Origin of the sequence: Tissierella sp. (genome assembly GCF_031460495.1) — a bacterium.
Taxonomy (GTDB): domain Bacteria; phylum Bacillota; class Clostridia; order Tissierellales; family Tissierellaceae; genus JAVKTS01.
In genome coordinates, this window is record NZ_JAVKTS010000004.1 from 225,359 (window position 1) to 249,938 (window position 24,580).

Here is a 24,580-nt window from a genome sequence, read left to right on the forward strand (position 1 = left end):
AATCTTGAGTACCTTTATCATTGTAATAAAATATATCATTAAAAGAAGAAATAATGTATAATGTACAAGAGGTAATATTGGATAAATTCAATATTTCTAGGATAACATAATGGAGGTCACAGATGAAACAACTTCTAAAGGACAAGAATTTTTTAAAGGACATGCTAAGAATAGCAATTCCTATTGCATTACAAAATCTAATAACTTCTTCACTTAACATGTTGGATACATTGATGATATCAGGATTAGGAAAATCAAGTATAGCTGCTGTAGGACTTGCAAATCAACTATTCTTTTTTTATGCCTTAATAATTTTTGGAATTAATAGTGGTTCATCAATTTTTATTTCTCAATTTTGGGGAAAAAAAGATACTGCAAACATAAAGAAAATTTTAGGGTTAGCAGTAAGTCTAAGTGCTGTAGTAGGTTTAGTATTTACTATAATAGCACTTTTCTATCCAGAGACAGTAATGAGGTTTTTCATTAAAGAGGCTGTGGTAGTAAAATTAGGTAGTGAATATCTTAGAATTGTGTCTCTTTCTTATATAATAACTGGTGTTGGATTTGCATATAGCATAGCAGCCAGAAGTATAGGAAAGGCAAAAATGCCAATGATTGTATCAGCAATTTCTTTTGCAACCAATGGAGTTTTTAATTATTTGCTTATCTTTGGTAAGTTTGGATTTCCGGAATTAGGTATAAGGGGTGCTGCCTATGGTACACTTATAGCAAGAATAGTTGAAATTTGCTTTATTCTTTATTTTGTATATAGGGATATAGAACCACTAGCAGCTAAATTTAAAGAATTAACGGATTGGTCAAAGGAATTTATAGCTAGATATCTTAAGACTACTTATCCAGTAATAATTAATGAAACATTATGGGCTCTTGGGCAAGTAATGTATTCAGTTGCTTATGCAAGGATAGGAGAGGAGGCAACGGCAGCAGTACAAATTGCCACTACTATACAAAATGTTTTCTTTGTACTTGTAAGGGGACTGGCAAATGCATGTACTGTTATGATTGGCAATAAAATAGGTGGTGAAGATGAAGGAGAGGCATATAATTATGCTATTCAATTTCTAACTATGTCAACTATAGCTGGTTTAGTATTAGGAACAATTATGATCCTAACTCCTGATTTAACATTGAAATTATTTATAAGTTTAGAGCCAGATGTATATAATTTATCAAAAAAACTATTAATTGTTGGAGGATTATTTTGCTTTGTAAGGACATTTAACTCGACTTTAATAGTAGGTGTACTTAGAGGTGGGGGAGATACAACATTCTCTATGTATTTAGAGATGGGAGCAGTATGGTTAGTCGGTGTACCATTAGCTTTTATGGGAGCTCTGTTTTTCCATTTCCCTGTCCATATTGTTTTTATATTAGTTTCTTTTGAAGAAGTAGTTAAGGCAATCTTGGGATTGCCAAGAGTCAAATCTAAAAAGTGGATAAGAAATGTAACATAATTACAATCGAGAAGTAAGGAGTTGATAGGATAATGAGCAAATTTAGAAAATCTTTTGAAATAACATTTTATGAATCCGATAAAAATAAAAAAGCTACACCATTATCTATATTAACCTATCTAGGAGAAACCTCAGGAGCTCATACAGATAATATGGGATTTGATATAGATAATCTACAAAGTAGAAATTATGGATGGATGCTAAATAGATGGAAAGTAAGAATAGATAGATATCCAGAGGTAAAAGAGAAAATTATAATTGAAACATGGACATCGGGTATAGATAAGTTTTTTGCTACTCGAGAGTTCATTATATATGATAACAATGATATAGAGATCGGTCGAGCATCTTCACTATGGATATTCATTGATATATCTAAGAAAAGGCCCATAAGAATTCCAACTGAGTTTTATGAGGCTGCAAATCCTATAGAAGAAAGAGCCTTTAATAATTTTACTGATTTTAAAATTGATATGAACATTACTGATTACATTGATTTTCATGTGAGGCGATCTGATATCGACTATAACAACCATGTGAATAATACCAAGTACTTAGCATGGATGATAGAAAGCATTCCAGACTTTGTTTTTGAAAATTATAGGCTTCATGAGTTTGAAATATTATATAAGAAAGAAGCAATATATGGTAATACTATATTATCAGGTTGTAAGGAGCTAGATGATTTAATAGATAAGCCTCATTTTATGCATAGTATTATGGATAGGGATATTAACGAAAATCATGCTATGGGTATGACTAAGTGGATAATATAAAAAAAGTTAGGTAATTTAACCTAACTTTTTTATATTATCCTTTAAAATCCACTTTAACTACTTTACCTTTTTCATCTAAACTCATTGTTGTAACCTTAGTTAACTTTGGTACATCATTAATTTTAGCACATTCTAATAAGTGGTATACTTTTGAAGTATCTCCTGTTTGCTTATAAACATCTCTTAGTAATTTTAAAATTGAATATGGATGCTCTGGTTCTTTTAGAGTTACAAAGGATGTATTTGGTTTTGCCATTGCTTCACCAATTAGTTTTTCGAAATCTAAATTATCTAAGCCAGGGATAAGAAAATATTCAACATCATTATTTAAATCATCAAATCCTTTTACCTGTAATGACTTAAAACTACCTTTTGCTACTGCCATTAAAGTAGCCATCAAAGGCCTAATGCCTGCAGATCTATGTCCAGACACTATAATTGATTCTTTTCTATTAATAGCTTCTTCAATAAAATTGCCTTCTGCTTCTGTCATAAACTCTTGAGTTACATACTTTTGAATCATTGTATTCAATTTAATCGCTCCTTATTAATTATTTTGATTAATGATATAAGTTTATTTTGCATTATTATAATACCATTAACAGAATCTAAATGAAAGTTTAGTTATATTTCAAACAAACTATAATACTCTATATAATTCTACCCAATTTATGATAAAATAAATATATTAAAGAATTAATAAATGAAAATATAATAATTATTAATAATATTATTATAAATAGGGAGGCTGAATGGTGAAAATCAAAATGGAAAGACAAAAGCGTATAGCTCTTATTGCTCACGATAATAAAAAGGATGATCTACTAGATTGGGTAAAAGAAAATAAAGATATTTTATCAAAACATTTTTTGTGTGGAACTGGCACTACTGCGAAGATAATATCTGAAGGTGTAGATTTACCAGTTAGAGCTTTTAAATCAGGACCTTTAGGAGGAGATCAACAAATAGGTGCTCGTATAGTTGAGGGAAATATTGATATGATGATCTTTTTTTGGGATCCTCTTGAAGCACAGCCTCATGACCCAGATGTCAAAGCATTACTTAGAATTGCAGTTCTATACGACATTCCTGTTGCACACAATAGATCATCTGCCAGCTTTATTTTATCTTCTCCATATATGGAACGGGATTATGAAAGGGAAATCATCCTTGGTTTCACCCAAGTAGACGATTCAAAATAAAAGTTTAAAAATAATCTGATTATTAATAAAATTATTTCTTATTTTAAAAAAACTTTTAAAATATAGTTGCAATCTGGAAAAAAGTATGATAGTATATGGTTGTAGCTTTAATTCAGAAGTAAATAATTAATACACAATAATTTCTATAGGTTCAGAAGTTTATCTGCATATAGTGAAGAAATTTTATTGTTGGTATTTTTACAGAGAATTAAAGAAATAAAATTTCGGAGGTATATGCAATGAAAGGTACAGTAAAATGGTTTAATGCAGAAAAAGGATTTGGATTTATTACAACAGAAGAAGGAAACGATGTATTCGCTCACTTCTCACAAATTAACAAAGATGGATTCAAAACTTTAGAAGAAGGCCAAGAAGTTTCATTCAACGTTGTTGAAGGCGCTAAAGGTCTACAAGCTGAAAACATAGAAATTGTCTAGTTAAATAGATACTCAAACCTCTTGGAGATTAATCTCTAAGAGGTTTTCTGTTGTTGACAACAAAAATGCTATATGATAACTTATTAGAAGTAAATATTCTAAAATTTATATAAAGGAGAGTACATATGAGAGAAAATAAAGTGCTGGCTGTAGTTAATGGTAAAGAAATATCAGAGGATACTGTATTAAAGTTTCTGAATGATTTAGGTCCACAAATGGCAATGCAATTTAAATCGCCAGAAGGAATTAAAAGAGTGGTAGATGAGTTAATAAACCAAGAAGTTATTTATTTAGATGCATTAGAAAAGGGTTTAGATAATGATGATAATTTTATTAAAGAATTAGAAAGAGTTAAGGAAGGTTTAATTAAGCAATATGCGTTAAATTCTCTTTTATCAAATATTACTGCTACAGAAGATGAAATTGAAAATTTCTACAATCAAAATAAAGAGAAGTTTCAAAAGCCAGAATCAGCAATAGCTTCACATATATTAATCGATACTGAAGAAAAAGCTAATGAAATAATTAAAGAGATTAATGAAGGACTTGCTTTTGAAGAAGCAGCTACAAAATATTCTTCCTGCCCATCTAAGGAACAAGGCGGAAATTTAGGAGAATTTACTAGAGGGCAAATGGTTCCAGAGTTTGAAGAAACTACTTTTTCTATGGAAGTTGATACGATTTCAAATCCAGTGAAAACTCAATTTGGATATCATATAATTAAATTAATAGCTAAAAATGAAGAATCCCTTAGTACATTTGATGAAGTTAAAGATCAATTAACTCAGCAAGTGACAGGAATGAAACAACAAGAAGCATATTTAAATAAAACGAATGAATTAAAGCAAAAATATGAGGTAGTAAATAATATGTAATAAAAACAGAGATCTTTCGATCTCTGTTTTTATTTCCATTAAAAAATGGTGTTTTAGTTAGATAACTATATTCAAATGGTAATGGATGTTATTTTCGCCAATAATAGGGAATATATTACTTATATAAAATAATTGTAATTTGGAGGTGGTATTTTGTTCAAGGAGAATTTCCCAAAGTATTTTATTAAGCAGAAGATGATGAGAACTGTTATTATTTCTTTAATACCAATAATATTTGCATCCGTATATTTCTTTGGATGGAGAACCTTGGCACTTTTAGGAATTGTCACAGTCTTCGGGGTAGGGACAGAATGGATTTTTGGAAGGAAATACAATAGAAAGATTTCAGAGGCAATATTTGTTAGTTGTATTCTTTATACCATGACATTACCTTCAACAACACCATTCTGGATAGCAGTAGTAGGAATTATATTTGGAATTGTATTTGGGAAAGAAGTATTTGGAGGTTTTGGGAAGAATGTTTTCAATCCTGCTTTAGTTGCTAGAGCCTTCGTATATGTATCTTTCCCTACACCACTTACAATAGAGTGGTCAAAGGCTGCAATAGGTTTCCCAGGTGGATTTAGTACTTATGTTACAGAGGGAATAGAGGCAGTATCTCAAGCAACTCCAATGCTATTATTTAGAGATACAGGTAAATTAACTTCAATTATGGACTTGCTAATAGGAAATGTCTCAGGATCCATAGGTGAGACAAGTTCTATTTTAATAATTCTTGCAGCTATTTATCTAATATATAAAAAGGTTGCTTCTTGGCAAATCATGGCAGGAGTATTAATAGGATTCACTGGGTTAAGTAGTAGCTTGTACTTATTAGGTAATAGTCAGATTCCTACTCCTATTTTTGGAATTCTTGCAGGAGGATTATTATTTGGAACTGTATTTATGGCCACTGATCCTATATCTGCTCCAAAGACAAAGGCTGGTAAATGGATATATGGCATTCTCATAGGTATTGTGACAGTAATCATTAGGGGATATGCTCTATTTGCTGGAGGCATGATGTTTGCCATACTTATAGCTAATACCTTTGCTCCAATTATAGACGAAGGAGTTAACTATTTTAAAAAACGAAAAAAAGAAGATAAGTCTGGGGAAAAAGAGGTGGCAATATGAAGAAATCCTTTAGCTTTCCAATAATTTTTATGGTCATACTAACAGCTTTTTTTACTTTTATATTGGCTTTTCTTAATTATAGTACAGCTGATAAAATATCATTTAATAAAGAATTAGAGTTAAATAAGAAACTTCTTTATATTTTTGATATTACTCCATCCTCTGGAGAACCTGATGAAATTAGCCAGGCCTTTATGGATAATATAGGATCTATACCCTTTGATGATGAGCCTTTGTATGTACATCATGGAGAAAATGAAGAAGTTCTAGGATATGCTGTCCCAATAAATGGATCTGGTCTATGGGGAAGCATAGAGGGGTTTGTTGGGATTTCATCAGATTATTCAACAATACTTGGATTAGATTTTACATCTCATAGTGAAACACCAGGATTAGGTGGTAGAATATCTGAGGAGTGGTTTAGGGAGCAATTTAGGGGCATAGATATAACCGCGGCAAAGAATGGAGAGTATATTATATATAAACCAGCATCGGGAGGAAATGTAGATGCTATAGCTGGGGCTACTCTAACATCTAAATCCGTAAGCAATTTTGTAAATGATGATATATATAATTTTATTAGGTTGAGGAAGGGGGAATAGATGATGAAAGGCGATAGCCCTAAAAAGATTTTCATGATGGGGATTTGGAAGGATAACCCCGTTCTGGTTCAGATAATAGGTATTTGTTCTGCTCTTGCTGTAACTAATCTTATGTTAAACTCTTTGATTATGGGAGTAGGGTTAATGTTTGTTACTGCATTTTCATCTTTTACAGTATCATTGATTAGAACTTTCACTCCAAAACATATTAGGATGATGGTTCAAGTACTCATTATAGCTGCTTATGTAATTATAGTTGATATTTTCTTGCAAGCTTATATGCCAGAAATGAGTAAAGCGTTGGGACCTTATGTAGGACTTATTATTACCAATTGTATAATTATGGGTAGAGCAGAAGCCTATGCACAAAAGAATCCCCCTATTGCTTCATTTTTAGATGGATTGGCTTCAGGACTAGGTTATACCATAGTTCTTCTAATTATCGCATTCATAAGGGAATTGATGGGGTTTGGATCGATTTTTGGTATTCCGGTGTTAGGAGAATGGTGGACACCTTGGACAATTATGATAATGCCTCCAGCTGCATTTTTCATACTAGCCGTTGTTATTTGGGTAACTAAAAATATTCAGGATAAAGAGAAAGATGAAAAGAAAGGCGAGGTGGTTAGCTCATGATAGAACTTAATCCTTTCGTAATATTTCTTGCAGCAATATTTACAAACAATATGATATTTAGCAATTTTTTAGGCATGTGTTCGTTCATAGCTGTTTCAAGGGAGATTCCTACTTCCCTTGGACTTGGTCAGGCGGTTACTTTTGTTTTAACATGTACAACCATAATAAATTATCTAATATACCATTATATTTTGTTACCTTTAGGCTTAGATTACTTAAGATTTATACTTTTTATTGTTAGTATAGCTGCATTTGTACAACTTTTAGAAATGATAGTAGAAAGATACCTGCCAAATCTATATTATGCACTTGGTATATTTTTACCTTTGATAACTGTTAACTGTGCAATTTTAGGAGTTTCATTGTTTATGATAATTCGTAAATATGACTTGCTTCAATCAATTGGTTTTAGTATTGGTTCTGGAATTGGATGGACATTAGCTATTGTAGCTCTAGCTGGTATTCGTCAGAAACTAAAAAAAGCTTCTGTTCCTAAGGGTCTTGAAGGTCCAGGTATAACCTTAATCATTACTGGATTAATGGCATTAGCCTTCATAGGCTTTTCAGGCATAGTCCAAATCCAATAGGGGGGCGAAAGATGAAAGAGATAATTATAACAACTATTGCAGTTACAGCAATTTCAGCAGTATTTGCTTTTTTGCTTACTCTTGCCGATAGGACTATCGGTGATTATGGGGAAGTAAAACTACTAATAAATAATGATAAGGAATTTACGGTTCGTGGTGGTAGTTCACTTTTATCCACTTTAATTGATGAGAAAATTTTTATTCCATCAGCTTGTGGAGGAAAGGGGACTTGTGGATACTGCAAGGTAAAAGTTCATTCTGGTGGTGGACCTGTTTTACCTACAGAAACACCATTTCTTACAGAAAAAGAGCTGAAAAGTGATGTACGACTATCGTGTCAATGTAAAGTTAAGCAAGAGATAAGTATCGAGATTCCAGAGGAACTATTTAATGTTAAAGAATATATTGCAACAGTTGAAGAAATGGAAAATATGACTGATGTAATAAAAAGATTGAAACTTAAACTACCAGAAGGTGAGGAAATTAGCTTTAAGCCAGGGCAATTTATTCAACTAATGGCTCCTATATATGATGGTAATGATGAAGAAGTTTATAGGGCATATTCTATAGCATCTTCAGCTGCAGACAAAACTCATATAGAATTATTTATAGGGTATGTGCCTGGTGGAAAAGCTACTACCTATGTACATCAACATCTAAAGGTAGGTGATGAGGTCAGGATTAATGGACCATATGGTCATTTTTATTATCAAGATGATAACGACAGGGAAATGATTTTAGTTGCAGTAGGAACTGGTATAGCGCCTATCTTTTCAATACTTAATCACATGAAAGAAGAAAACATTCAGAGAAAGGCAAGATTTTACTTTGGAGCAAAAACTCCAAGTGATTTGTTCCTATTAGATTATTTTAAAGATTTAGAAGATACATTATACGACTTTAAATTCATACCTACACTTTCAAGAGTAACTGAAGGACATAATTGGGACGGGGAAAGGGGAAGAGTTAACAATGCTTTGGATAAGTATTTAACTGATACAGAACATAAAGAGGCTTATCTTTGTGGAAATCCTCCTATGATACAATCTGTGATGGAATCCTTGAAAGCAAAAGGATTGAAAGATGAGTTGATTTACTTTGATGAATTTTAATATTATAGAGAAATCCTTTGGATTTCTCTTTTTGTGGACTATTATTTTACAATTTATGATATAATTAAATAAGAACATTATTGAATAAAATATCCTTAGGGGGATGAGGAATGAAGCTAGAGTTATTTGACTTTATTGATGAAACTTTAGAGCTCATAGAAGAAAGAAAGGAAAGCATAGAAAATGTAGCTGATTCTTTGGAGAAGTTTTTTACTGATAGTTTTTTCATTAATGATCACTTTTTGAATGTTAATTATAGAATTAAATCTCCTGAGAGCTTAAGAGAAAAAATATTACGTCATAGCTTTTATATTAAGTATAAAACACCAGAAAATTTATTAAATAATCTATCGGACCTAATAGGATTTAGGATAGAATGTAGGTTTATTGAAGATGAAGATAAGATTTATAGAGATATTGTAGAGTTATTTAAAATAAAAGGTGATAATGGATTTTACACAAATCCTTTAAATTCAAATATAATGTTGCAATTAGATGTAAAACAGCCTCAAAAGCAAAAAAACGGATTTGAAATATATAAAATAGATGGGAAACATTGCAAAGATGGAGTATGCATTAACTTTGAGCTACAAATAAAATCCCTTGTTAATGTATTCTGGGGAGAAATAGATCATAGAATTTTGTACAAAAACTTTAATTACATGTTAACAGAAGACTTTTTTAGAGATATAATGTCTTCAATTAAAGATAATTTATCCATGATTGATAGGCAATTAATGCTAGTATATAATCATCTAAACGGAATGGATGCAAGCAATTCCTTGACAAAAAAAACTCAATTACAAGCTTTGTTATCTAAGATTATACATGATATATATATAGTTAAAATAAGGCAAGAAATAGGATTTGTAGTAGATTTTAAAAAATCCACAGATGTGATTGTAAATTACATATTTATGAAAGGTGGACCAGAAGAATCAGAAAATTATAGTGTAAATTTCCTTAGAATACTAAACAGATTAAATGAAATAGGGAAAAACAGTATACCTTTTAATAGATATATAAAATTTGAGAGGGATATATTCTTCAATGATAATTTTACAAGAAAAGTAGGGAGTAATATTCTTGAAATCATTAATAAGGACTTTAGATGGAATTTATTCTTCAGAATAATATTTGAAATAGAAGAGGGCAATAATGCTGAAGACTTTGAAGGTTTTATGATATTTATTAGATATAGATTTCATGAAAATTTAATGATTATACTAGAAGATAAATACATGAAAGAATCTGATAAGGAAGAAATTGTCAACTGCATATTGGATAATATAGCAACTGCATTTTCCAAAGAAATAGAGGTTGATTTCTTAAGTGATTGTAGCATTAAATCATTAAATCAAAAGATCGAAAAGAATTTTAAAAACATTCTATCCTTTGAGGATTGGAAGAATAGTAAACAAGAAATTTTAGATTTAATATTATGCCATGATTTTTAAAGTATTTGAATGATTTCAAATACTTTTTTTGGTATTGGGTAAAAATATAGTAAGTAAAAATAAGGAGTTGAGATCATGCAATTATTTAACAGAGTAAAATTAACTTTAATAAGCATAAAAAAAAGCATAGAAAGATTTCCAATAACAGTAGCTGTATCTACAATTTTGGTTATCATTCTTATTTATTTAAATGAAAGTCATATAATAGGTAACAGTAGAGAAACCTTACAGAAGATAAACTTAGTTCTAGGACTTGGCATACCTTTATCCCTTTGTATTGGACTGCTAATAGAAAGATTTTTTAGAAATGATAGACATAAATCAATGGCTTTATATATGGTTGGGATTGCTTTTCTAATACTATATTATTTTGCCTTTCTTGAGACTTCTGGAATAGTAGCCATATCTAGATATTTAGCAACTATGATTTCTTTGATTTTGGCATTTCTTTATACATCTAGAATTGGCAGGAAAGATGGATATGAATACTATGTAATGGATGTATATTCTAGTTTTGCTTTAACCTTTATATATTCATTCATTCTTTATTTTGGTATAGTAGCAATATTATTTACTATCAACCAATTGTTTGATGCTAATATAAATGGTGAAATTTATTATTATATGTTTTTAGTAGTATCTTTGATATTTGCCATTTCTTTATTTTTGTCAAAATTACCATCTGTAGGCGAAGAGTACCATGGTGTAGAATATACAAAACCCTTAAAGATACTTTTGACCTATATAGTTATTCCTTTGATAACAATCTATACTACAATTCTCTATGTGTATTTTGCAAAAATACTTATTACTGGAGAATGGCCTAGGGGGTTAGTATCTCATCTAGTATTATGGTATTCCACCATATCTGTTGGAGTTATATTTTTAATTACTCCAATTTTAGAGGAAAATAAAGTAGCAAAGATGTTTAAGTTTTGGTTTCCAAAAATAATATTACCAATTCTTTTTATGATGTTTATGTCTATTTACCAAAGAATAAATCAATATGGCATAACAGAAAATAGATATTACTTAGTAGTTCTTGGATTATGGGTTTTAGGAATAATGATATATTTTTCATTAAAGAAACCCTTAAGAAATATTATTATACCTATTAGTTTATCCATTATAATGTTAAATTCAGTATTCGGACCCCTCAGTAGTTTTGCTATATCCAAATATAGTCAAAATAAAAGATTTGAAAGCATATTACAGGAAAACAATATGTTATCTGCTAGTGAGATTGCTAAAAATGATAGTATTTCAACTGATGATAAGAGAGAGATTAGTAATATAATTAGTTATTTTAACAATAATCATAAGTTAGAAGACATTAAAATTCTGCCAAAGGACTTTGACTTAGATAAAATGGAGAGTACATTTGGATTTAAATATGAGCCATATTATTCCTATCCATATGAGCAGAGTAAATATTTTTATTATGGTACTAATAATGCAGAGGATGTTATTGATATAAGCGGATATAATTATTATCTAAATATGAATTCGTGGAATGAAAACAATAGAGAAGTTGATGGTTTAATTCTAAAATATAATAGAGCAAACAATACTCTGACTATATCTAGTGATGAGATAGATATACTAGAACAAGATATAACTGATTTTGTAAAAGATATTTATGAAAAACAGGAAGCTAAAAGTCCAAATGAAGGGAAAACCATGGTTGATTATAAGGATATGAGTTATAGCGTGGCAATTAATAGTGATTCCCATAATATTGACCTGAAATTCATATTTACAGAGATAAATCTGAGAATAGATGAAAATAATAACTTTGTAATCGAAAATGCAAGTTTTATATTATTGATTAGTAATAAGTGATAGATTAAAAAAGTTGGGTAAGTATTAAATGAAAATACAAGGAGGGATAAGTCAAATGTATAAGGAAGAACTAGATATAATAAGTCAAGCAATTATAAATGAGATTGAAGGTTATGAATTTTATAAGATGGCTTCAAATCAAATAGGAACTGCAGATAGTAAGGAAGCTTTTTTAGAATTAGCTAATGAGGAGTTAAAACACATAGAATACTTAAAAGCATTATTTAATAAAATTAAAGATAATAATGAGGATGATATAAGATTAGCATTAGAAACATCTCCACCTTCACCCAACATATATAAATGGAATAAGGTAGATAAAGAATATACTTCATTAGCCATGTCAGTTTTTGGGATAGGGATTCAGATGGAGAAAGCATCTATAGAGTTCTATGAAGATGCAAAATCAAAGACAAATTTTGATGAGGGTAGGAAACTATTTGATTTACTGATTAAATGGGAAAGAGTCCACCTAGATCAATTTACTGAACAATATAACAAGCATAAGACTGATTGGTGGTCTGACCAAAGTTTTGCACCTTTTTAGATAATAGCTAACAGGGGATAACCCCTGTTTTTTATGTGAATATAGTAGTATAATACTATTGTAAATAATTAATATTATTATAAGATTTATGGGGAGGAAAAGAATATATGAAAGAGATATATTTGGCTGGAGGATGTTTTTGGGGTGTAGAAGAATATATGTCAAGGATAGATGGAGTTGTGGATACAGCTGTAGGATATGCAAATGGGATCAAAGAAAACCCAACTTATGAGGAAGTATGTACAGGTATTACTGGTCATGCAGAGACTACTTATGTAAAATTTGATGATAAGATTGTAACTTTAGAAGAAATATTAAATAAGTTTTGGAAAATAGTAGATCCTACTATATTAAACAGACAAGGTCCAGATATAGGAAATCAATATAGAACTGGGATTTACTATATTGATGAAACTGACTTAGAACCAATAAATAAAACTTTAGAAGAACAGAAAAATAAATATGATAAACCAATAGTAACTGAGATTATGGAACTGAAATGCTTCTATGAAGCAGAGGAATATCATCAAGATTATTTGAAGAAAAATCCAGGTGGTTATTGCCACATTAACTTAAATATCTAAAGGAATCCTTAAAGGGATTCTTTTATTGTGTGAGGATTGAGAAAATGAAGAGGTTTAAAAAAGTATATATAGAAATAACTAATGTATGTAATCTTCAATGTGAATTTTGCCCTAAGACAGCTAGGAAAGCTAAATTTATGACCATAGAGGAATTCAATTATATTTTAGATCAAGTAAAAGAATTTACAGATCATATTTATTTTCATGTAAAAGGTGAACCCCTTGTACATCCTAGAATAGGTGAATTTTTAGATATTGCCCATGATAAAGAACTTAAAGTAAATATAACTACCAATGGGACACTAATTAACGAAGTAAAGGAAAAATTAATAAACAAGCCTGCATTGAGACAAATTAACATATCTTTACATAGCTTTGATGGAAACAAGGGAATGGAAGATAAAAGTGGTTATTTAGATAATATTTTTAGATTTATTAGGGAATCTAGAGACTCAAAGGTGGACAAGGATATAGAGTTGCTGATAATTGCCCTTAGACTTTGGAACTTGTCTAAGGATGATTTGATTAATAAAGAACCTAGTAAAAATAGGGAAATCCTAAATAGAATTGAAGCTGAGTTCAATTTAGAATTTGATATAGAGGATAAAATAAATCTAGAAAGAGGAATTAGGATAGGAGAGAAGATATATTTAAACCACGAATCAGAGTTCGTATGGCCAGATTTAAATAATGAGATATTTGAGGATGAAGGATTTTGCTATGGATTAAGAGATCAAATTGGTATTCTAGTAGATGGTACTGTGATTCCATGTTGCTTAGATGGTGAAGGGAAGTTAGACTTAGGAAATATATTTGAAACTATGTTCTCTGAAATAATAGCTGGAAAACGGGCAAAAAAAATTTATGATGGATTTTCTAGAAGAATAATAGTTGAAGAAATGTGTAAAAGGTGTGGTTTTAGAACTAAGATTAATTAGTGACAAAAAGTCAAGGGTTTAATTGTTTTGTGAGATATTGACACTATATGTAGAGGTTTGATAGAATGGATTAACAATATGTAGAGTTATTTGTGCAAGGAGGCTAATTAATGATTACAAAAGTTAAGAAAAGAGATGGTAGGGAAGTACCTTTTAATATTGAGAAGATTTCTAATGCTATATTTAAAGCTGCTCAAGCGGCTGGTGGGCAGGATTATAAAATATCCATGGCATTAGCAGAAAAAGTTATAATGCTTACTGATGGAAAATTTCAGGGTAAAATTCCTGGAGTAGAGGATTTGCAGGATATGGTTGAGAAAGTTCTTATAGAATCAGGACATGCTAAGACTGCTAAAGAGTACATATTATATAGGGCAGAAAGAAACAGAGTACGAGAAATGGATACTCGACTTATGAAGGTATTCGAAGATTTGACATTTAAAGAAGCTAAAGATGTGGATATTAAAAGGGAGAATGCAAATATTGATGGAGATACTGCCATGGGAACTATGCTTAAATATGGTTCGGAATCTGCAAAGCAATTTTACGATTTATTTGTACTAAATCCTGAACATTCAAAAGCTCATAAGGCTGGTGATATTCATATACATGATTTGGATTTTTTGACTTTGACTACTACTTGTTGTCAAATAGATATTGTTGAGTTATTTAAAAATGGATTTAGTACGGGACATGGTTTTTTAAGGGAACCAAATGATATACATTCATATTCGGCTTTAGCTTGTATTGCTATTCAATCAAATCAGAATGATCAACATGGTGGTCAATCCATACCAAATTTTGATTTTGGAATGGCGCCAGGAGTTAGAAAGACTTATATAAAACAATATAGACAGAACTTAAGAAAAGCTATTGAGTTATTAGTTGAAGATATAGATTTAGATGATAATTTAGAAAATGTTTTTAAGATTTTAGAAGAAGAATATAATTTAGTACCTACATTATGTGATAGTGAAGAATATAAGGTGAAAGAGGCTGAATATTTAACAGAACTATTAAATGATAATAAAATGATTGGAAAGATACAGAAATTTGCTGAGAAGAACAGCTATAAAGATACAGATAAAAGAACTTTTCAAGCTATGGAGGCTTTGATCCATAATTTAAATACTATGCATTCTAGAGCCGGAGCACAAATTCCATTTAGCTCTATAAATTATGGAACTGATACATCTGTAGAAGGTAGAATGGTAATTAAAAATTTGCTTTTATCTTCGGAGCAGGGACTTGGAAATGGTGAAACTCCAATATTTCCTATTCAAATTTTCAAAGTTAAAGAGGGAATTAATTATAATAAAGATGATATAAACTATGATTTATTCAAGTTATCATGCAAAGTAAGCGCAAAAAGATTGTTTCCTAACTTCTCATTTATTGATGCTCCATTTAACATTAAATACTACAAAGAAGGTAAACCAGAAACGGAGGTTGCCTACATGGGATGTAGAACTAGAGTAATTGGAAATGTCTATGATCCTTCCCGAGAAATAGTAAATGGAAGAGGAAATCTAAGTTTTACAACAATCAATTTGCCTAGGTTAGGTATTAGAAACAAAGGGAATATCAATGGATTCTATAAGGAATTAGATGAAACTATTAATTTAGTCATTGAACAATTGATAGAGAGATTTGAGATTCAGGCTAGCAAGAAAGTAAACAATTATCCATTTTTAATGGGACAAGGTATTTGGATGGATTCAGATAAATTATCTAGAGATGAAGAGATTAGAGAAGTATTAAAACATGGTACATTATCAATTGGATTTATAGGTTTGGCGGAATGTTTAAAAGCTTTAATAGGAATGCATCATGGCGAAAGTACAGAAGCACAAAATCTTGGAAAAGCAATTGTTAAACATATGAGAGATAGAATGGATGATATTAGTAAACAATACAAAATGAATTTTACTTTAATAGCAACTCCAGCAGAAGGTACTGCTGGTAGATTTATAAAAATAGATAGAGAAGTATTTGGAGATATTGAGGACATTACTACAAAGGAATATTATACTAATAGTTTTCATGTCCCTGTTTATCATAAGATTAGAGCTATAGATAAAATTAATATTGAAGCACCTTACCATGAGTTAACAAATGCTGGACATATAACCTATGTAGAATTAGATGGGGATCCATTGCAAAATATTGAAGCTTTTGAAAAAATAGTTAGAGCTATGAAGGAAGCTGGAATTGGATACGGCTCAATTAATCACCCTGTAGATAGAGATCCAGTATGTGGTTATACAGGAGTAATTGGAGACGTATGTCCCCAATGTGGAAGGAAAGAAGGAAATATAAAATTTGAAAGAATTCGTCGTATTACTGGATATTTAGTAGGTACTCTAGATAGATTCAACGATGCTAAAAAGGCAGAGGAAAGAGATAGAGTAAAACATTTCTCTTGTACTAACAAATAGGTATGAAACTATGGAAGAAATAAGAATAGCAGGTATAGAAGAAGAATCTATTGTAGATGGACCAGGTATTAGAATGGTAATATTTACACAGGGATGTAATCACAACTGTCCCGAATGTCATAATCCTGAGACCCATTCTTTTCGTGGGGGAAAGCTAATTGATATAGACGATATCATTAATATGATTAAGCAAAACCCCTTGCTAGATGGAATTACTCTTAGTGGGGGAGAGCCATTTGAACAAGCTTATGAATGTAGTGTTTTGGCAATGAAGGTAAAGAAATTAGGCTTAAATGTGGTTACTTATACAGGATATAGATTTGAAGAGATATTAGCTAGTGATAAATTTAGATCTTTACTATTTCAGACAGATATCTTAATAGATGGAAAATTTGATATAGCAGAGAAATCTTTAATGTTACAATTTAGGGGATCTAAAAATCAAAGAATAATAGATGTAAAAAAATATTTAGGTAAGTAGGGGTGAAATAATTTATGTTTAAATTAGATGCTATTAAAAACATGAATCAAGAAGAACGACTTAAATATATGCTAATACTTTTGAAAGGCCAAATTAGTTCTGAACAAGATAGTTTAGCTAATATTTCAAATGTAACAGGCATAATAATGGCCTGCGTGGATAGAATAAATTGGGCAGGGTTTTATATTCTAAGAGATAATGAATTGGTTCTAGGGCCATTTCAGGGGTTGCCAGCTTGTAATAGGATTGCCATTGGCAAAGGTGTTTGTGGTACAGCTGTAGAATCTAGAGAGGTGCAATTAGTAGCAGATGTACATTTGTTTCCAGGTCATATAGCATGTGATGATGCATCGAATTCAGAATTAGTTATTCCAATAATTAAGGATAATAAGGTTTATGGAGTTCTAGATTTAGACAGTCCTATAAAGAATAGATTTACCGAATTAGAAAAAGGTTATTTTATAAAGCTTGTAGATATATTAAATGAGTATATAGATTGGGAAAACATCTAGTCCTTATTAATATCAATACTGATATTAATGTATAACAATTTGAGTTAAATTAAAAATAGATAGGAATAAATAATTGAAAGGATGATAATAATGGGAATATTGGATGGAATTAGACCAGAAAGAGTAATGTATTACTTTGAGGAAATATCTAAAATACCTAGATGTTCATACGATGAAAAGAGGATTAGCGATTATTTGGTTGAAGTTGGAAAGAACCTAGGTTTAGAGGTAATACAAGATGAAGCCCTAAATGTAATCATCAAGAAGCTAGCATATAAAGGTTATGAAAATAGTCCAATTATTGTACTACAAGGACATATGGATATGGTAGGAGAAAAAACTGATGACTCAGATCACGATTTTTCCAAAGATCCAATTAAGCTTGAGATTGAAGGAGACAATATATTAGCAAGGGTAACAACATTAGGAGCAGATAACGGAATTGCAGTTGCCATGTGTTTGGCATTACTAGAGTCCAAGGATATACCTCATCCAAGGCTAGAAGTCTTAGTTACATCTAATGAGGAATCAGGCATGTCTGGAGCAGATGCTTTAGATATAAAAAATATAGATGGTAGGATTCTAATAAATATCGACTCCGAAGAAGAAGGTAAGATACTTGTTAGTTGTGCGGGAGGAGAGAGAAATATTATTACTATTCCAATTAATTGGAGTGAAATATCTAAAGGAAAAGATGCCTATGAGATTATTGTTGCAGGATTACAAGGTGGACATTCAGGTATGGAAATCAATAAATATAGAGGAAATTCCAACAAAATATTAGCTAGAGTACTTCATAGAATAAATATGGATACAGATATGGATTTATCTTTTATAGAAGGTGGATCTAAATCCAATGCTATACCTAGATATGCTAAAGCAATTATTTCTCTTTCAAATGATAAAGTTGAAGTGGTCAAAGATACTGTTTCAAAGATAGAAAATGAATTAAAAGCTGAGTTAGCTTCTTCTGATAAGGGTATTGAATTGATTTTTAAAAAATCTGAAGAAAAAATAAATAGAGTTTTTCATAAAGACATTATGATGAAAATTATTACTGCTTTAATGATATTGCCAAATGGGGTTCAAACTATGAGTATGGACATAGAAGGGTTGGTTGAGAGTTCTAATAATGTTGGTGTAGTTAAAACTACAGAAGATGGAGTAACCATTGAGTCTGCCATGAGATCATCCGTAGGAACATTAAAATCCTATATTTCAGATCAGATAAGGATAATTGCAGAAAACATAGGTGCTAAATGGATGAGTTCTTCTTCATATCCAGCTTGGGAATATAACAGAGATTCCTATATAAGAGAAGTTTTCAAAAAATCATATAAAGAAATTTCTGGGGAAGAAATAAAGATTGCAGCTATTCATGCAGGACTTGAGTGTGGACTATTTAAAGAGAAGTTTGGTGAAATGGATATGGTATCATTTGGACCAAATATGCATGGGGTTCATGCGCCTGGGGAGAAACTTAGTATATCTTCAACTGAAAGAACTTATGAGTTATTACTAAAAGTCTTGGAAAAAATAAAATAATTTTAAATAACATATGTACTTCTATGGTTAAATAAGGTATTATTAGCATATAATTAATAAAATTATAGATAAAGGAGAATTGACATGGACAAGAAAAAAGATGAAACTTTTGAATACAATGATGAGCATTGTGGTGGATGTGGATGTGGAACAGATTGTGGAGAAGAACATGATCACGATCACATGATGTTTGAAGATGATGAAGATGAAATAATGTATCTTACACTTGATGATGATACTGAATTAGAGTGTACAGTTCTAGGTATATTTGAAGTTGAAGATGTTGAATACATTGCATTATTACCTATTGGAGAAGATGAAGTATTACTATACAAATATGTTCAGCTAGAGGAAGAAGATTTTGACTTATTACCAATAGAAAATGAAGAAGAATTTGAAACTGTATCAGAAGCTTTCTATGCTCTATTTTCAGATGATGAAGATGAATTTGTTGAATATGAAAACTATGATGTAGAAGAAGATAAGGAATAATTTTGTACAGGCACTTTGCTATTCTAGCGAAGTGCTTTTTACAAATAATAATATAATAAAAATCAATTGTTGATTTTCAATTAAAAAGGGTATTAGATATCTAAAGAAAGGAGGAAAAAATTGAATCAAATTACTGTATATAATACCTACTCAAAGTATCTAGAAGATAGATTTGGAGAAAAGGTATATAAATTACCTATAAGTTTACCCCTCACATGTCCAAATAGAGATGGAACTATAGGTAGTGGAGGATGTATATTTTGTGGTGAAGAAGGAGGTTCTTTTGAAAACTTACCTTCATCAATAAAAATTAAAGATCAATTGAAAAGAAATAAAGAATATATAGGGAAAAAATATAAAGCAAAAAAGTTTATTGCTTACTTCCAGAATTTTACAAACACTTATCTTCCCTTTGAGGAGTTTAAATTCGCTATAGAAGAGGTTTTAGTAGAAGACATAGTTGGCATATCCATATCTACAAGGCCAGATTGTATAAATGATAGATATTTAGAATATTTATCTGGTATCAAAGAAAATTACAATGTGGATATAACCATAGAGCTAGGACTTCAAACGGTGAATTATCTGACCCTAAGCAAAATAAATAGGGGTCATACTCTAGCAGAATATATAGATGCAAGCTTGAAGATTAAAAGATATGGTTTGAGAAATTGCACCCATTTAATTCTCAATTTTCCTTGGGACAGTGAACTTGATGTTATTGAAAATGCAAAGGTAATATCTGCTTTAGGGATAGATGAGATAAAGCTTCATGCTTTATATATTGTTGAAGGAACTCAATTAGCTGAAATTTACAAATCTGGAGAATTGAGACTGATTTCTAAAGAGGAATATATGGAAAGAGTTATTGTTTTTTTAGAATATTTAGATCCAAAAATTGTTATACAAAGAATAATTGGGAGAGCTCCAGAGGAAAACTTACTATTTGTTAATTGGAGTGAATCTTGGTGGAAAATAAGGGATGAAATTGTTTCTTTAATGGAAGCAAGAAATACCAAACAAGGTGTAAAGTTTGATTACTTAAATGGAAAAGGAATAAGAAATTTCGAATAATTTTGAAAACAAAAAGGATAATTGGGTTTTATGTCGAATGTATAATATAATAAATATATGAAAGGCTAGGTGGTTGTTCATGGTTAAATTCATTTTAGGTGAGAAGGGTACTGGGAAGACAAAATGGCTTATAGACAACGCTAACAAAGATATGAAGGAGGGCAATGGAAATATTGCTTTTATTGATGTGGATGACGACCATATATTTACACTAAATTATAATGTGAGACTAATTAATGCCATGGAATTCAATATATTAAATGTTGAATCTTTCTATGGCTTTTTGTGTGGGATTATTGGGATGGATTATGACATAGAAAAAATTTATGTAGATAGTATTTATAAGATTATGAAGCTAGATATCGCTGATTTAGAAAAAATACTATATGATTTATCTAAAATTGAAGAGAAATATAATATAGATTTCTTTATTAATGTTGATTATACCATGGATCAAATACCAGATGATTTAAAAGAATATTGCATAGAATTAGAAACACAATATGCAGTATAGAAAAAAGGCAGGATTAAAAATCCTGCCTTTTTTAAATAATCAATTAACTCATACTATCTGGTCTAAATGTGCCACAATCAGTTTGATCGGATGATTTGGCATCTCTTGGTTGTATTTCTATTTTTCCTGCTGAGCATAAATCCCCAGATTTGTAATAATGACAGCTGTTTACTACACATTTTACTCCTTCAGTAATCTTTTCGTTATGCATGTCAATCTCCTTTCACACAAATATTTTGTTTCATGGGTTTAGTTTTACTAATTCAGAAATTATTATACTAGAATTATTTAAATATAAATTAAAATAGTGTAAAATAAGTATATGAGAAGAGAAAGGTGATGAGATGAAAGAAAGACTAGATAAGATACTTGCAAACATGGGTTATGGAAGCAGAAAAGAAGTTAGAAGATTTATTAAAGATGGTAGAGCGAAAGTAAATGGCTCCATTATTTATGATAATGAGCTTAAAGTAAATCCATATGAAGATGAAATATTTTTTAATGGAGAAAAGGTTTTATATAGAGAATTTATCTATTTAATGATGAATAAGCCTCAAGGATTAGTTTCTTCAACAGATGATCCTAGAACTAGAACAGTATTAGATTTACTTTCAGAGGAATATCTAATATATAAACCATTTCCAGTTGGCAGATTAGATAAAGATACAGAGGGTTTGCTTATGATAAGTAATGATGGTAAATTAGCTCACGAACTATTATCTCCTAAAAAGGGAGTAGATAAAAAGTATTATGCTAAGATAGATGGATATGTGGAAGATAAATTCATTGAAGCTTTTAAATCAGGAGTCATATTAGATGATGGCTACAAGACTTTACCGGCGGATTTAGAGATTATAAATGCAAATATAATTTCAGAAATATTTTTAACTATACAAGAAGGTAAATTCCACCAAGTAAAGAGAATGTTTGAAAGTATTGGTATGAAAGTTATATTTTTAAAGAGAGTATCAATGGGACCCTTAATATTAGATGAGTCTTTAAATCTTGGAGAATATAGAGAATTAACAGAGGAAGAAATTATTTTATTAAAAAATAGATAAAACTATGATATAATATAATTAAATTTAAAATTAGATAGGGTGTATAATTTGAGTGTTTACAGTGATAAAAGTAGTATTTTTGAAACATTTTTTAAAAACAGATCTTCTTTAATAGTCCAATTCAAAAGAGGCGATATAAGTAAAAAACAGTATTTAGAGTATAACTATGATTTAGTAAAGAGAATGAACTTGAAACCTTTCTTAAGGATAGATAGCTATGAAATGGGTATGTACAATTACCAATATTATAATGTATTAGCAAAATATTTTACTGCTCTTGCAAAGGATATAAAAAATACTAAAAAACATAATAAGTATTATAATTATTATTTAAACAAGGGAAATAATTATTATCATGAAAAGGATAAAGCAGCTCTTAATTTACTCAAGTACTTAGAATTCAAAGGGATTGATGCCTATTACATTAATGTGAATTCAAGATCCCTAAATGATAAACTTTATGAGATTGTATTACTTGATTATAAGGAAGCAATATTTCATTCTAAGGCAATTTGGTTATTGGACATATTAAAAGAAAAAGGAATTTTTATTGAAGAAAAGAAAGATTCTTTAATAGATGAATATATTAATGAAACTTATTAATTAAGATTAAAAAAGTCTTCCGAAAGGAAGACTTTTTTATAAGGAATAAAATGTTCTGTTATATTATTTTATTATTTTGCAATTAATTTTATTATTTCTTCTAATGAACTACCAACCTCAATTTCAAAGCTTCCAGATTTCAACTTAGTATCAAGTTTCAATTCTTGTGACTTTTGAACAAAATCCCCTTTGCTTGTAACTAGTCCATTTGATTCTAAAATATTACCTATTTTAGATGGTAGAGATCCAGGTGGGATAACAATTTTGATAATTGTACCTACAGGATTCTCAACTATTGGGTCTTTAGGCTCATCAGGTTCATTTTCTACTATATCATCTTCTACAATAGGCTCCTCGATATCTTGCTCTTCTTGGTCATCTACTATAGGATCAGGGTCCTTAGCTGAATCATCTTCTACAATAGCATGGTTTTTCGGAGGTAAATCTAAGGCATCATTTGCAAACAAAAGATCTAATCTCCATCCGATTATGAATACAACTATTCCTATTATTCCAATCATAATTATGTAATCTACAGAGTCATATAAAATATCTTTCAAGCTTTCTAGTATTTTTTTCAACATTTTCACCTCGTTAAAGAACTTTAAAAAAATAGAGTTTTTAATTCTTAAGTAGTGTATAATATATTATAACATAAGAACTAGGAAAAGGTGAGAAAACTTTGAAAGAAATATTAATAGATAAAAATGAGAGCGACCAAAGATTGGATAGATTTCTAAAAAAATACTTTGGAGAAGCACCAAAAGGATTTATATTTAAGATGATTAGAAAAAAGAACATAAAGGTAAATGAAGCAAAAGCTAACCCAGAAACTACCATTTATGAAGGGGATACAATACAGCTTTATTTGTCTGATGAGACTATAGAGAAGTTTATTACAAAAAAGGGTGAGATTAGATCAAAGATTATACCCAATATTATTTATGAAGATAATAATATTATTTTGATAAATAAACCAGTAGGTATATTATCTCATGGTGCTTCCAAAGAATTTGAAGAAAACATAGTTGATAGTATGATTTCTTATTTAATTCAAAAAGGAGACTTTGTACCTAGGGTAGAAAAAACCTTTACACCTTCAATATGCAATAGACTAGATAGAAATACTTCAGGAATTATAATAGGTGCTAAAAATTATCAATCACTTAAAAGTATAAATGAGGCAGTAAAAAATGGACATATAAGAAGATTTTATAAGACCATAGTTAAGGGAATTATAAAGAAAGAATTTACTGCAGAAGGATATTTAACTAAAGATGAAGATAGGAACAGAGTTGAGGTATATGAAGATGATTTTGATGGATCAAAAAAAGTTGTTACAAATATAAAACCACTTAGAAATAATAATGAATATTCCTTACTTGAAATTGAACTGATCACTGGAAGAACACATCAGATAAGGGGGCATTTATCTTCATTAGGATATCCAGTCATTGGAGATAGGAAATATGGTTATAGAGAAATAAACAATACATTTAATGAGAATTATGGACTAGATAATCAATGGCTACACGGATATAAGGTTGAATTCAACGGATTAGAAGGTGAATTTTCTTATCTAAATAGTAAAGTTTTTATTAGTGAAATAGCAGGGAAAATTGCAAAGATAGAAGAAGATTTATTTAAATAATC

Annotated in this window: 28 protein-coding genes; 25 read left to right on the forward strand and 3 right to left on the reverse strand. The window is 30.1% G+C overall.

Features of this window, described 5'->3' with window-relative positions:
- The first annotated feature begins 122 nt into the window (after positions 1-122).
- Positions 123-1,475, forward strand: coding sequence for an MATE family efflux transporter (locus RIN63_RS11700; RefSeq protein ID WP_310444912.1), 1,353 nt, complete (start codon positions 123-125; stop codon positions 1,473-1,475).
- A 32-nt stretch (positions 1,476-1,507) separates the two neighbouring features.
- Positions 1,508-2,251, forward strand: coding sequence for an acyl-ACP thioesterase domain-containing protein (locus RIN63_RS11705; RefSeq protein ID WP_310444913.1), 744 nt, complete (start codon positions 1,508-1,510; stop codon positions 2,249-2,251).
- A gap of 34 nt (positions 2,252-2,285) precedes the next feature.
- Here the strand turns inward: RIN63_RS11705 and RIN63_RS11710 are convergent, their stop codons facing one another.
- Positions 2,286-2,783 (reverse strand): hypothetical protein, encoded by a 498-nt coding sequence (locus RIN63_RS11710; RefSeq protein WP_310444914.1) that lies wholly within the window; start codon positions 2,781-2,783, stop codon positions 2,286-2,288.
- Between the two features lie 235 nt (positions 2,784-3,018).
- On the opposite strand from RIN63_RS11710, the gene RIN63_RS11715 reads away from it, so the two are divergent.
- The 20 genes from RIN63_RS11715 (at position 3,019) to RIN63_RS11810 (ending at position 21,263) form a co-directional block, all read left to right on the forward strand.
- Complete coding sequence (locus RIN63_RS11715; RefSeq protein WP_399324848.1) at positions 3,019-3,453, forward strand: methylglyoxal synthase; 435 nt, start codon at positions 3,019-3,021, stop codon at positions 3,451-3,453.
- A 239-nt stretch (positions 3,454-3,692) separates the two neighbouring features.
- The gene (locus tag RIN63_RS11720; protein ID WP_310444916.1) at positions 3,693-3,890 is read left to right on the forward strand and encodes a cold-shock protein; all 198 of its coding nucleotides are present in this window, start codon (positions 3,693-3,695) and stop codon (positions 3,888-3,890) included.
- 125 nt (positions 3,891-4,015) lie between these two features.
- On the forward strand, positions 4,016-4,765 hold the full coding sequence (locus RIN63_RS11725; RefSeq protein WP_310444917.1) for a peptidylprolyl isomerase: 750 nt from the start codon (positions 4,016-4,018) through the stop codon (positions 4,763-4,765).
- A 153-nt stretch (positions 4,766-4,918) separates the two neighbouring features.
- Positions 4,919-5,902, forward strand: a complete 984-nt coding sequence (locus RIN63_RS11730; RefSeq protein WP_310444918.1) for an RnfABCDGE type electron transport complex subunit D — start codon at positions 4,919-4,921, stop codon at positions 5,900-5,902.
- On the forward strand, positions 5,899-6,504 hold the full coding sequence (locus RIN63_RS11735; RefSeq protein WP_310444919.1) for an FMN-binding protein: 606 nt from the start codon (positions 5,899-5,901) through the stop codon (positions 6,502-6,504). The genes RIN63_RS11730 and RIN63_RS11735 overlap by 4 nt, the downstream gene beginning before the upstream one ends.
- Complete coding sequence (locus tag RIN63_RS11740; protein ID WP_310444920.1) at positions 6,505-7,140, forward strand: NADH:ubiquinone reductase (Na(+)-transporting) subunit D; 636 nt, start codon at positions 6,505-6,507, stop codon at positions 7,138-7,140.
- On the forward strand, positions 7,137-7,727 hold the full coding sequence (locus tag RIN63_RS11745; RefSeq protein ID WP_310444921.1) for an Rnf-Nqr domain containing protein: 591 nt from the start codon (positions 7,137-7,139) through the stop codon (positions 7,725-7,727). Before RIN63_RS11740 ends, RIN63_RS11745 begins: the two co-directional genes overlap by 4 nt.
- A gap of 11 nt (positions 7,728-7,738) precedes the next feature.
- Positions 7,739-8,839 carry a 2Fe-2S iron-sulfur cluster binding domain-containing protein gene (locus tag RIN63_RS11750; protein WP_310444922.1) on the forward strand — a complete coding sequence of 367 codons (1,101 nt, stop codon included), beginning with the start codon at positions 7,739-7,741 and terminating at the stop codon, positions 8,837-8,839.
- A gap of 110 nt (positions 8,840-8,949) precedes the next feature.
- Entirely contained in the window at positions 8,950-10,296 is a 1,347-nt protein-coding gene (locus RIN63_RS11755) for a (p)ppGpp synthetase (protein WP_310444923.1), read from the forward strand.
- A gap of 75 nt (positions 10,297-10,371) precedes the next feature.
- Positions 10,372-12,138: a DUF4153 domain-containing protein gene (locus RIN63_RS11760; RefSeq protein WP_310444924.1), complete on the forward strand. Its 1,767-nt coding sequence runs from the start codon at positions 10,372-10,374 to the stop codon at positions 12,136-12,138.
- Positions 12,139-12,193: 55 nt separating this feature from the next.
- Entirely contained in the window at positions 12,194-12,685 is a 492-nt protein-coding gene (locus tag RIN63_RS11765; RefSeq protein ID WP_310444925.1) for a ferritin family protein, read from the forward strand.
- 107 nt (positions 12,686-12,792) lie between these two features.
- A complete protein-coding gene (gene msrA / locus RIN63_RS11770) occupies positions 12,793-13,269 on the forward strand; it encodes a peptide-methionine (S)-S-oxide reductase MsrA (RefSeq protein WP_310444926.1) in 477 nt (158 codons plus the stop codon).
- A 44-nt stretch (positions 13,270-13,313) separates the two neighbouring features.
- Positions 13,314-14,207 carry a radical SAM/SPASM domain-containing protein gene (locus RIN63_RS11775; RefSeq protein WP_310444927.1) on the forward strand — a complete coding sequence of 298 codons (894 nt, stop codon included), beginning with the start codon at positions 13,314-13,316 and terminating at the stop codon, positions 14,205-14,207.
- A 110-nt stretch (positions 14,208-14,317) separates the two neighbouring features.
- Entirely contained in the window at positions 14,318-16,645 is a 2,328-nt protein-coding gene (locus tag RIN63_RS11780; protein WP_310444928.1) for an anaerobic ribonucleoside triphosphate reductase, read from the forward strand.
- A gap of 10 nt (positions 16,646-16,655) precedes the next feature.
- Complete coding sequence (gene nrdG / locus RIN63_RS11785; RefSeq protein ID WP_310444929.1) at positions 16,656-17,126, forward strand: anaerobic ribonucleoside-triphosphate reductase activating protein; 471 nt, start codon at positions 16,656-16,658, stop codon at positions 17,124-17,126.
- Positions 17,127-17,140: 14 nt separating this feature from the next.
- Entirely contained in the window at positions 17,141-17,638 is a 498-nt protein-coding gene (locus RIN63_RS11790; RefSeq protein ID WP_310444930.1) for a GAF domain-containing protein, read from the forward strand.
- Positions 17,639-17,728: 90 nt separating this feature from the next.
- A complete protein-coding gene (locus tag RIN63_RS11795; RefSeq protein WP_310444931.1) occupies positions 17,729-19,183 on the forward strand; it encodes an aminoacyl-histidine dipeptidase in 1,455 nt (484 codons plus the stop codon).
- Positions 19,184-19,267: 84 nt separating this feature from the next.
- Positions 19,268-19,675, forward strand: a complete 408-nt coding sequence (locus RIN63_RS11800) for a DUF1292 domain-containing protein (protein ID WP_310444932.1) — start codon at positions 19,268-19,270, stop codon at positions 19,673-19,675.
- 120 nt (positions 19,676-19,795) lie between these two features.
- Positions 19,796-20,749: a TIGR01212 family radical SAM protein gene (locus RIN63_RS11805; protein ID WP_310444933.1), complete on the forward strand. Its 954-nt coding sequence runs from the start codon at positions 19,796-19,798 to the stop codon at positions 20,747-20,749.
- A gap of 79 nt (positions 20,750-20,828) precedes the next feature.
- On the forward strand, positions 20,829-21,263 hold the full coding sequence (locus tag RIN63_RS11810; protein ID WP_310444934.1) for a hypothetical protein: 435 nt from the start codon (positions 20,829-20,831) through the stop codon (positions 21,261-21,263).
- 43 nt (positions 21,264-21,306) lie between these two features.
- Here RIN63_RS11810 and RIN63_RS11815 read toward each other — a convergent pair whose 3' ends face one another.
- Positions 21,307-21,474: a DUF1540 domain-containing protein gene (locus tag RIN63_RS11815; RefSeq protein ID WP_310444935.1), complete on the reverse strand. Its 168-nt coding sequence runs from the start codon at positions 21,472-21,474 to the stop codon at positions 21,307-21,309.
- 133 nt (positions 21,475-21,607) lie between these two features.
- On the opposite strand from RIN63_RS11815, the gene RIN63_RS11820 reads away from it, so the two are divergent.
- Together RIN63_RS11820 and RIN63_RS11825 are read left to right on the forward strand one after the other, a co-directional pair.
- Positions 21,608-22,324 carry a pseudouridine synthase gene (locus RIN63_RS11820; protein WP_310444936.1) on the forward strand — a complete coding sequence of 239 codons (717 nt, stop codon included), beginning with the start codon at positions 21,608-21,610 and terminating at the stop codon, positions 22,322-22,324.
- Between the two features lie 48 nt (positions 22,325-22,372).
- Positions 22,373-22,927, forward strand: coding sequence for a DUF6648 family protein (locus RIN63_RS11825; protein WP_310444937.1), 555 nt, complete (start codon positions 22,373-22,375; stop codon positions 22,925-22,927).
- A 71-nt stretch (positions 22,928-22,998) separates the two neighbouring features.
- On the opposite strand, the gene RIN63_RS11830 is transcribed toward RIN63_RS11825, so the two are convergent.
- Positions 22,999-23,511 (reverse strand): hypothetical protein, encoded by a 513-nt coding sequence (locus RIN63_RS11830; protein ID WP_310444938.1) that lies wholly within the window; start codon positions 23,509-23,511, stop codon positions 22,999-23,001.
- Between the two features lie 98 nt (positions 23,512-23,609).
- Between RIN63_RS11830 and RIN63_RS11835 the strand changes: the two genes are divergently transcribed.
- Positions 23,610-24,578, forward strand: coding sequence for an RluA family pseudouridine synthase (locus tag RIN63_RS11835; RefSeq protein WP_310444939.1), 969 nt, complete (start codon positions 23,610-23,612; stop codon positions 24,576-24,578).
- Positions 24,579-24,580 lie beyond the last annotated feature (2 nt).